Genomic DNA, 9,797 nt, shown 5'->3' with positions numbered 1-9,797 from the left:
GCACTACTTCGCCCGGAGATGTCAGGCAGGCAGCAGGACCGAGTCGATGAGGTAGACGGTCGCGTTCGCGGTGTGCACGCCGCCGCAGATCACGTTGGCGTCGTTGACCTTCAGCGCGTTACCGGAACCGCTCACCTTCACCATGCCGGTCTGCACGGTCTTCTGCTCGCCGGCGATCTTGTCGGGCGAGATCTGGCCGGGGACCACGTGGTAGGTCAGGATCTTGGTCAGCAGCGCGTCGTCGGTCTTGAGCTTCTCGATCGTCGCGGCGTCGATCTTCGCGAACGCCGAGTCGACCGGCGCGAACACCGTGAACTCGGCGCCGTTGAGCGTCGAGACCAGGTTGACCTTCGGGTTGAGCTTGCCCGACACCGCGCTGACCAGCGTCGTGAGCAGCGGGTTGTTGCTCGCGGCGACGGCGACCGGGTCAGCGGCCATGCCGGTCACGGAACCGGCGCCGGACGGAACCTGCTTGGCGTAGTCGGCACAGCCGGGACCGACGAGGTCACGGGCCGGGTCGGCCATGGCCGCCGAGGACGTCGTGGTCGTGGTGGGTGCGGCGCTGGAGCTGCCGCTGCTGGCCATGTCACCCGAGCCGCACGCCGCGCCGAACAGGGCGAGTGAGGCGGCGCCGATGGCCAGGACGGTGTTGCGGGCGGTCTTGTTCATGACGGACGTCTCCAAGGGTGATCGGGCAGTTGCTACTCGTGATTCGCCGCGCCTCGGGGAACGGATGGGTGGGGTTATCGACCTGTTACCAACACCTCTGTGGTCCATGCGCAACCAGCACGGACGAGCCGCCAGAACCGCGGTCCACAGTCGACAGTCAACTCGGTTCACCTCCTGAGATACCAGGTGCCTTTGGCGCATGAGCAATCCGCGACGTGGTCAGCCGCGAATCACGGGCATCTCACACTTCCGACAATCCGAGTAGGCCCCATGTTGACCCTCGCACTGATAGGTCTGATCGGCGGCCTGGTCACCGGCATCTCGCCGTGCATCCTCCCCGTCCTGCCTGTCATCTTCTTCTCCGGCGGCACACAGAGCGCCCGCACGACGACATCAGGGCCGGCAGTCGCGCTGGCGACCAAACCGGCGTCACGCGCCAGGCCCTTCCTCGTCATCGCCGGGCTGGTCGTCAGCTTCAGCTTGGTCACGCTGTTCGGATCGCTGCTGCTGTCAGTGCTGAACCTGCCGCAGGACGTCCTGCGCTGGGCCGGAATCGTCGTGCTCGGCTTGATCGGCATCGGTCTGATCGTGCCGCGCTTCGAACAGTTGCTGGAAAAGCCGTTCACCTGGATCCCGCAACGCAACCCCGACGCCAGCCGTGGCGGCTTCACCCTCGGCCTCGCCCTGGGCGCGGTCTACGTGCCCTGCGCGGGCCCGGTCCTCGCCGCGATCACCGTCGCCGGCTCCACCGGCAGGATCGGCACCGAGACCGTGATCCTCACCCTCACTTTCGCCGTGGGTGCCGCGATTCCGCTGCTGATCTTCGCGCTGGCCGGCCGCCGGGTCGCCGAGCGCGTGCAGGCCTTCCGCAAGCGCCAGCGCGGAATTCGCATCACCGCGGGCGTTGTGATGATCGCGCTCGCGATCGGACTGGTGTTCAACCTGCCTCAGCTGCTGCAACGGGTGATCCCGGACTACACCAGCTCGTTGCAGGACCAGGTGAACAACTCCGAGCAGGTCCGCAAGGCCCTCAACCTCGGTGGTCTGGTGAACGACCAGAACAAGGACCTCGACAAGTGCTCCGACGGCGCGCCCGAACTGGAGAGCTGCGGCACCGCACCGGACATCACCGGCATCCAGCAGTGGCTCAACACCCCGGACGGCCAAGCGCTGGACCTGAAGTCGTTGCGCGGCAAGGTCGTCATGCTCGACTTCTGGGCCTACTCCTGCATCAACTGCCAGCGTTCCATCCCGCACGTCACCGCGTGGGACACGGCCTATCGCGAGGCCGGCCTCCAGGTCATCGGCGTCCACTCCCCCGAGTACGCCTTCGAGAAGGAACCGGACAACGTCGCGGCGGCCGCGAGGAACTTCGGCATCACCTACCCGGTCGCCCTCGACAACAACCTCGGCACCTGGACCAACTACCGCAATCGCTACTGGCCCGCCCACTACCTCATTGACGCGTCCGGCACCGTGCGGCACATCAAGTTCGGCGAAGGCGACTACGGCCTCACCGAAAAGCTGATCCGGCAACTGCTCACCGACGCCACACCCGGCGTCCAGCTGCCGGCCACCACCGGACTGGCCGACGACACCCCGGTCAACGCCGACATCACCCGCGAGACCTACCTGGGCTCCACCAAGCGCGTGAACTTCGCCGGCACCGAGACCTACACCAGCGGCGACAAGTCCTTCCAGTTCCCCGAAAACCAGGCCGCCGACAGTTTCGCGCTCGCTGGCCAATGGACGCTCACGAGTCAGAACATCACGCCCACCGGCGGTTCCGGGCAGATCAAGCTCAACTACCGCGCCAAGGAGGTCCGGATGGTCATGTCCGGCAAGGGAACCGTCACCGTCCAGACCAACGGGCAGACCAAGACCATCGAGGTCGACGGCACCCCCAACTCCTACCAGCTCGTGGCCACGCAACAGATCCAGGGCGGCTCGCTCACCGCGACCGTGAGCCCCGGCGTGCAGGCCTTCTCCTTCACCTTTGGATGATCAGGGACATCACCATGCAGCTCACCGATGTGACCGCGGATTCTTTCGACAGCGACGTCCTCGGCGCGGACAAGCCCGTCCTGGTCGACTTCTGGGCACCCTGGTGCGGCCCGTGCAGGCAACTGAGCCCGGTCGTCACCGGCATCGCCGAAGAGCACCAGGACAAGATCTCCGTGGTGAAGATCGACATCGACGCACACCCCGACATCGCCGTCCGCTACAGCGTTCTCAGCATCCCCACTCTGATGCTGTTCTCCGGCGGACAACCTGTCGCGACCCTCACCGCACCACGCAAGCGCGCTGACATCCTCAAGGCGCTCTCCACCTGGCTCTGAACACCAGCCGAGACGACGCAGCCGCGTACCTCGTAGCCGCCGAGGAGGGAGAGGTTCACGATCACGGCCGCGAAATCCCTTGTCAGTAGTGCGTTTCCGTCGCCGGGAACGCCAGGGATTTCGTGACCCGCGACGTCACCGCGCGATGGACATCTGCGGGTAGCTCGCACGGGGACACGGCGACTCATGAACCGCGTGTGTTCGAATCTTGGTTCACAGGTCATCCTCCCTGTCTGCGCAAGTCGCGATGAGCACGCTCACTAATGGAGCACGGTCAGGCTTAAAAACGATCAAGAAATGATGCCGCCAGCTGTATCTTGGCCGCCATCGCAGGCTGTGTTAGCGTTCACATTGCAACGTCTCCCGATTCATGCGCAGAGCTGGTCGGTCGCCGTTGCGCTGTTCGTGCTCGCCGTCAACGATGATGGGGTCCGCATGCGCAGTCCAGCGCGTTTTCGACTTCGAGAGAAGACGAAACTCTCTTTTCTTCGAATTCGACTCATTCGACTGATTCGCGTCATCGCCATGGCAGCGGCTTTCCTCGCTCTCTTCTGCGCTTCGGCGTCACCGAGTCCGCCGTTCGGCAGGCAGCGGACGCCTCCACGCGATCATCTGCGGTCGAACGGGCCGTTCCGTGACGCGATCAACGGCAACACCAGCAGCCAACGGACCGTCGCAGCGGTCTGATCACTCGTCTTCCTCTGGAGGGAGCACAGCCATGCCCGGAACCCTGCTCGGGCGCGTGCGCACCGCGGTCTTCGCGGCCGCGCTGGTCTTGGCCGGTGTCGTGGGAGCGGCACCGGCCCAGGCCGCCACGGCGATCACGATCAACGGCTCTTCCGGTGGCCGCACGTTCGACGGCGTCGGCGCGGTCAGCGGCGGCGGGGGCAACAGCCGCCTGCTGATCGACTACCCGGAGCCGCAGCGCGGTCAGATCCTCGACTACCTGTTCAAGCCCGGCTACGGCGCCGCTCTGCAGATCCTCAAGGCGGAGATCGGCGGCGACACCAACTCCACCAGCGGGGCTGAGCCCAGTCACGCCCACTCCCGCGGCGATCTCAACTGCGACCGCGGGTACGAGTGGTGGATCATGGAGCAGGCCAAGGCGCGCAACCCCGGCCTCAAGCTGGTGGGACTGGCCTGGGGTGCGCCGGGCTGGATCGGCAACGGCACCTTCTTCTCCAACGACCTGGTCGACTACTACCTGTCCTGGCTCGGGTGCGCCCGCCGGCACGGGCTGACGATCGACTACCTCACGCCGGTGCAGAACGAGAAGCAGTGGAGCGCCGACTGGACCGTCACGATCCGCAACGCCCTCAACGCCAACGGGTACAGCGCGGTCAGGATCATCTCCGGTGACTCGTGGCCCGGCGACTGGGGTCCGGCCGGCCCGATCTCGAGCAACACGGCCTACCGCAACGCCGTCGACGTGCTCAGCGCGCACTACACCTGCGGCTACCTGAGCGCGCAGACCTCGTGCACCGTCCCGTCGAACGTCGCCAACTCCGGCAAGACGCTGTGGTCGAGCGAGAACGGCTCCCAGGACTACAACGACGGCGCCAAGCCGTTGGCCCGCGGCATCAACCGGGTCTACATCGACGGCAGGATGACCGCCTACCTCAACTGGGACCTGATCGCCGCGGTCACGCCGAACATCCCCTGGCCGACCGTGGGGCTGGTGCTGGCCAACCAGCCGTGGTCTGGCCGCTACGCGGTCGGCAAGGACACGTGGGCGCTGGCGCACACCACCCAGTTCACCGCCCCGGGCTGGAAGTACCTGGACGCGTCCACCGGCTACCTCGGCGGCAACCGCAACAACGGCAGCTACGTGACGATGAAGTCGCCCAACAACACCGACTACAGCATGGTCATCGAGACCATGGACGCCGGCGGCGCCCAGACGCTGAACCTCAACGTCACCGGCGGGCTGTCCACCGGACAGGTGCACGTGTGGGCGACCAACCTCAACTCCAACAACCAGAACGACTTCTTCGTCCACAGCACCGACATCACCCCGTCCGGCGGCGCCTACTCCCTGACCGTCCAGCCGGGCTACCTGTACACGGTCACCACCACGACCGGACAGGGCAAGGGCACCGCGACCAGCCCGCCCCAGGGCTCGCTGAACCTGCCCTACAGCGACAACTTCGACGGGTACGCGGCCGGCAAGGAGGCCAAGTACCTGATGGACATGGAGGGTGCCTTCGAGGCGTCCGCGTGCGGTGCCGGCCGTGCGGGCACGTGCGTGCGCCAGGCGTCCACGCAGCAGGCGATCCCGTGGAAGACGAGGACCGACCCGTACGCGTTGCTGGGCAACGTCGCCTGGAACAACTACGTGGTGTCGGCGGACGCGCTGCTGGAGAAGCCCGGTTACGCCTCGCTGATCGGCCGCGCCGGTGGGCAGGACACCGGCAACCAGGCCGCGCTGAACGCCTACCACTTCCGGGTCAGCGACACCGGCTCCTGGTCGATCCTGCGCACCAACACCAGCGCCCAGGTCTCCACGTTGCGCAACGGCACCACCACCGCGCTGGGCACCAACCGCTGGCACTCGTTGTCGCTCGGCTTCTCCGGCAGCACCATCACCGCGAGCGTCGACGGCACGGTCGTCGGGACGGTGACCGACTCCACGCTGTCCGCGGGTCAGGCCGGCCTCGGCACCAGCCAGGGCGAGACAGCGCAGTTCGACAACCTCGTCATCTCCGGTTCGGGCGGCGGAACGACGTCGCAGCTGCGCAACGACAACGCCGGCCGGTGCCTGGACGTCCCGAACGTGTCCCAGACCAACGGCACGCAGGTGACGCTGTGGGACTGCAACGGCGGCGCCAACCAGCAGTGGACGGTCAACACCACCAAGCAGATCCAGGTGTACGGCAACAAGTGCCTCGACGCCGAGGGGTCAGGCACCGCGCCGGGCACGCGGGTGGTCATCTGGGACTGCACCGGCGGCACCAACCAGCAGTGGAACGTCAACACCGACGGCACCATCACGGGTGTCCAATCAGGACTGTGCCTCGCCCCGAACTCCGGTGGCACGGCCAACAGCACACCGGTGCCCCTGCAGACCTGCAACGGTGCGACCAGCCAGAAGTGGACACGGAGCTGACGATGAGCCCACGTACGATCGCACGCCGTCTCGGTCACGTCGCTGTGGCCGCGGTGACGACCGCGGCCCTGGCGGTGGCGGCGCCCGTCGCCATGATCGCCACCGCCCCGCCGGCGCAGGCCCTCGACAACGGGCTGGCCAGGACTCCGCAGATGGGCTGGAACGACTGGAACGCCTACGGCTGCAACATCTCCGACTCGCTGGTCAGGTCCACCGCACTCGCCATGCACAACAACGGCATGCAGGCCGCGGGCTACCAGTACGTCAACATCGACGACTGCTGGATGACCCAGAACCGGGACTCGAGCGGCAACCTCGTGCCGGATCCGGTCAAGTTCCCCAACGGCATCAAGGCTCTCGCCGACCACGTCCACTCGCTCGGCCTCAAGCTGGGCATCTACGAGGACGCGGGCACGAAGACCTGCGCGGGCTACCCCGGCAGCCTGAACCACGAGCGCCAGGACGCGACCCTCTTCGCGTCCTGGGGGATCGACTACCTCAAGTACGACAACTGCAACAACCAGGGCGTCAACGCCCAGTCCCGCTACACGGCCATGCGCGACGCGCTGGCCGCCACCGGCCGCCAGATCCTGTACAGCCTCTGCAACTGGGGGCAGGACAACGTGTGGACCTGGGGCGCGGGTGTGGGCAACAGCTGGCGCACCACCGGTGACATCGCGCCGAACTACAACAGCATGCTCAACATCTTCCACGCCAACGTCGGCCTCGCGAGCTACGCGGGACCCGGCGGGTGGAACGACCCGGACATGCTCGAGATCGGCAACGGCATGTCCGCCACCGAGGACCGCACCCAGTTCAGCCTGTGGGCCCAGATGGCCGCACCGCTCATCGCCGGCAACAACATCCCGAACGCCAGTGCCACCACGATCTCCGTCCTCACCAACACGCGGGTGATCGCGGTCAACCAGGATTCCCTCGGCAGGCAGGGCAGGATGGTGTCCTCGGCCGGCGGCCGCGACGTGCTGGCCAAACCACTCGCGAACGGCGACGTGTCGGTCGTGTTGTTCAACGAAGGTTCCTCGGCCGCCACGATCTCGACCACCACGTCGGCAATCGGAAAGACCGGCGCCAGCAGCTACACCCTCACCGACCTGTGGTCCGGTTCCACCTCCACCACCACCGGCACGATCAGCGCGTCGGTTCCCGCCCACGGCGTGGTCATGTACCGGGTGGCGGGCGGCTCGACCGGCGGCGGGGATCCGGTCACCGGTCCGGTGCGCGCGGCCGGTGCCGGCAAGTGCCTCGACGTCCCCAGCACCACGGCCGGCACCCAGGCCCGGATCTGGCCCTGCGGTGGTCAATCGGGCCAGAACTGGACCTACACCACCGGCAACCAGCTCAGCGTCGGCGGCGGCACGATGTGCCTGGACGCCTACAACAACCAGACCAACCCGGGTACCAAGGTGATCCTCTGGTCCTGCAACGGCCAGACCAACCAGCAGTGGCTGCGCAACTCCGACAGCTCCATCACCGGTGTCCAATCAGGACTGTGCCTGGACGTGACCGGGGCGTCCACGGCCGACGGCGCGCTGGTCCAGCTGTGGACGTGCAACGGCGGCAGCAACCAGCGATGGGCGCTGGGACAGCCGCGGACACCAGGACCGGCGACATCTGGCCCATCGCCGGCGGCACGACCGCGTGTGTCGAGGTGAGCAGCAGGACGGCGGCGCTCACGGCCGCGATCCGTTGGGAGAGCTTCCTTCTCGTTCCCTCCGAGATCGAGTTCGGCCGTGGTCAGCAGATCCGCTCGCCGGTGCCGGGGCTGTGCACGTTCGCCCACCAGCGCAGGTGCGGAAGGGTCTGCGGGCCGACGCGTCCGTCCACTGTGATCGGAGTGCCCCTGCCGTTGACGCACTTCTGGAACTCCCACACCGCCGCGGCGGTGACCGGGCCGTAGTTGCCGTCACGCTTGATCACGAACGGGAACGCGTTCCAGGAGAGCGTCCGGTTCAGCATGCACTGCACCTCCAGGACGTTGCCGCCGGTGGCGCCGGGGCCGATGTCGTAGGAGTCCGAGACCCGTGGACAGTCGGCCAGAGCGACCACCGTGCCGGTTCCCGGAACCGGCACGGCGGACGCGGGAGTCGTCCAGGTGAGCACCGCCATGACGATCACACCGAGAACGGCCGGAAAAACGCCGGCTCTGCGCATTCTTCTCTCCTGTTCATCAGTTTCGACTGATAGCGAGGTGCGTTGGTATCCGCAGGGCAGCGGAGTTCGGCCCGGCGGTCTCCGGCGGCGTCGAGGCACCGGACGATGACGAACGGGTTGACCGGATCCAGTGGGTCGACGCGGGTGTCGGCGGAACGCGAGCTCCGCCGACACACCCCCTCACCGAGGTCAGTAGTGATAACACCGACCGGGCACGTCGTTCGAGCTGAACCGCATCGCGTTGCGTGTCAGCGGGCCATATCCGCCGTCCGGTGTGGTGCCGATACTCGACTGCACGCCCTTGAGGGCAGCCGTTGTCCGCGGTCCGAAACTGCCGTCGACGGCGAGATTCCCCACCAGTTCGCTCTGGTAGGGGCTCGCCAGGTGGACGGTCGGATAGCAGGTCTTCAGCGTGTACTGCAGACCGCTCACGACCGCGGAATTGGCCGCCCCGGACCTGCTGATGAGGCAGTTCACGTTGCCAGTGCCGGTCGCCGGCACCGAGAGGTTGTTGCCGCCTCGGTTCACGTTGGCCATGGTGGTGCACAGCGGCGTCGCGGCGGACGCTGTGCCGGTCGGCACCAGTGTGAGCGCCGCCGTCGTGAGTACCACCGCGAGGCCGGCGAAGACTGATCTGATGATGCTTGACCGATGGTTCATGATTTCCCCTCCGTTGAACGTGCTCGCCGCACTTGTCACGTGCCGTTCGTCAACGAGCCACCACCGCCGCTGCCGTTACCTGACTTGAGACAGCTCAGGAAATAGGACCCGTGAAGGCCGGTTATCACCTTGGTCTTGGCGATGAGACGATTGCTGTTGCTGAGAATTCCCACCTGAACGCCGTTCGCGGCGTCGTGCACGCGGCAAGTGGTCGTGCCACCGTTCGGCGCGAAGACCGTCATCATGACGGCATGTTCCTTGCTGTTCGCAGGAATTGCTCTGGTCGAGCAACCGATACCGGACGTGATCGTGCAACCGGTGCTGTCAGCCGCAGCTGATCCGGCCCCCAGCGCCAAGCCCAGGCACACCGTCGCCCCGCCTACGACAACCGCCATGGTTTTCCTTGCCGTGCCCAACATCTGTTGCCCCCTAGGTCGTTGCTCGAGACCGTGCGAGCTTGCACCTGTCACCTTGACGCGGTCTTGACATGCCACGGCAGAGGCAGGCCATCATTCAGGGTGGCGATGAAACTGGAATTCCAGTTGCTCGGTCCAATGCGAGTTCGCAGAGGGAAAGAGAGCCTTGATCTTGGCCGCCGGGCGCAACGTCTCGTACTCGGTGTGTTGCTGCTCGAAACAGGGAAGCCGGTGTCTGTCAGCTGGCTGGAGGAAGCTCTCTGGGGCAATTCGCCGCCGCCGAATGGTCGAGCGATTCTGCAGACCCACATATCGCGCCTGCGCCGCCTGCTCGACCCTGAGCGGGACGGCCGGGACGGTTTCCGGATCGTCACGCGTGGGTCGGCGTATCTCGTGGAGACCGACCCGGGGGTCGGGGACGGCCCCCGGGTTCGA

Annotated in this window: 9 protein-coding genes; 5 read left to right on the top strand and 4 right to left on the bottom strand. The window is 66.5% G+C overall.

Annotated elements, in window-relative coordinates; genetic code table 11:
- Positions 1-21: 21 nt before the first annotated feature.
- On the bottom strand, positions 22-669 hold the full coding sequence (locus ABZX92_RS43745) for a fasciclin domain-containing protein (protein WP_355571744.1): 648 nt from the start codon (positions 667-669) through the stop codon (positions 22-24).
- A gap of 270 nt (positions 670-939) precedes the next feature.
- On the opposite strand from ABZX92_RS43745, the gene ABZX92_RS43740 reads away from it, so the two are divergent.
- From ABZX92_RS43740 to ABZX92_RS43725, 4 genes are all read left to right on the top strand, one after another.
- Positions 940-2,673 carry a cytochrome c biogenesis protein DipZ gene (locus ABZX92_RS43740; RefSeq protein ID WP_355571742.1) on the top strand — a complete coding sequence of 578 codons (1,734 nt, stop codon included), beginning with the start codon at positions 940-942 and terminating at the stop codon, positions 2,671-2,673.
- A gap of 8 nt (positions 2,674-2,681) precedes the next feature.
- Positions 2,682-3,008, top strand: coding sequence for a thioredoxin (trxA, locus tag ABZX92_RS43735; protein ID WP_355571746.1), 327 nt, complete (start codon positions 2,682-2,684; stop codon positions 3,006-3,008).
- A 718-nt stretch (positions 3,009-3,726) separates the two neighbouring features.
- Positions 3,727-6,114, top strand: coding sequence for a ricin-type beta-trefoil lectin domain protein (locus tag ABZX92_RS43730; protein ID WP_355571740.1), 2,388 nt, complete (start codon positions 3,727-3,729; stop codon positions 6,112-6,114).
- Between the two features lie 2 nt (positions 6,115-6,116).
- Entirely contained in the window at positions 6,117-7,787 is a 1,671-nt protein-coding gene (locus tag ABZX92_RS43725) for a ricin-type beta-trefoil lectin domain protein (RefSeq protein ID WP_355571738.1), read from the top strand.
- Between the two features lie 82 nt (positions 7,788-7,869).
- Here ABZX92_RS43725 and ABZX92_RS43720 read toward each other — a convergent pair whose 3' ends face one another.
- From ABZX92_RS43720 to ABZX92_RS43710, 3 genes are all read right to left on the bottom strand, one after another.
- The gene (locus tag ABZX92_RS43720; protein ID WP_355571736.1) at positions 7,870-8,286 is read right to left on the bottom strand and encodes a peptidoglycan-binding domain-containing protein; all 417 of its coding nucleotides are present in this window, start codon (positions 8,284-8,286) and stop codon (positions 7,870-7,872) included.
- Between the two features lie 189 nt (positions 8,287-8,475).
- The gene (locus ABZX92_RS43715) at positions 8,476-8,985 is read right to left on the bottom strand and encodes a peptidoglycan-binding domain-containing protein (RefSeq protein ID WP_355571734.1); all 510 of its coding nucleotides are present in this window, start codon (positions 8,983-8,985) and stop codon (positions 8,476-8,478) included.
- Positions 8,982-9,365 carry a hypothetical protein gene (locus ABZX92_RS43710; protein WP_355571732.1) on the bottom strand — a complete coding sequence of 128 codons (384 nt, stop codon included), beginning with the start codon at positions 9,363-9,365 and terminating at the stop codon, positions 8,982-8,984. The genes ABZX92_RS43715 and ABZX92_RS43710 overlap by 4 nt, the downstream gene beginning before the upstream one ends.
- 105 nt (positions 9,366-9,470) lie before the next feature.
- Here ABZX92_RS43710 and ABZX92_RS43705 point away from each other — a divergent pair.
- Positions 9,471-9,797, top strand: a 327-nt coding sequence (locus ABZX92_RS43705) for a winged helix-turn-helix domain-containing protein (RefSeq protein WP_355571730.1), incomplete at its 3' end; no start/stop codon positions are given.

The organism is Lentzea sp. NPDC006480 (assembly GCF_040611995.1).
Taxonomy (GTDB): domain Bacteria; phylum Actinomycetota; class Actinomycetes; order Mycobacteriales; family Pseudonocardiaceae; genus Lentzea.
This window is presented reverse-complemented; position numbering and strand designations above follow the sequence as displayed.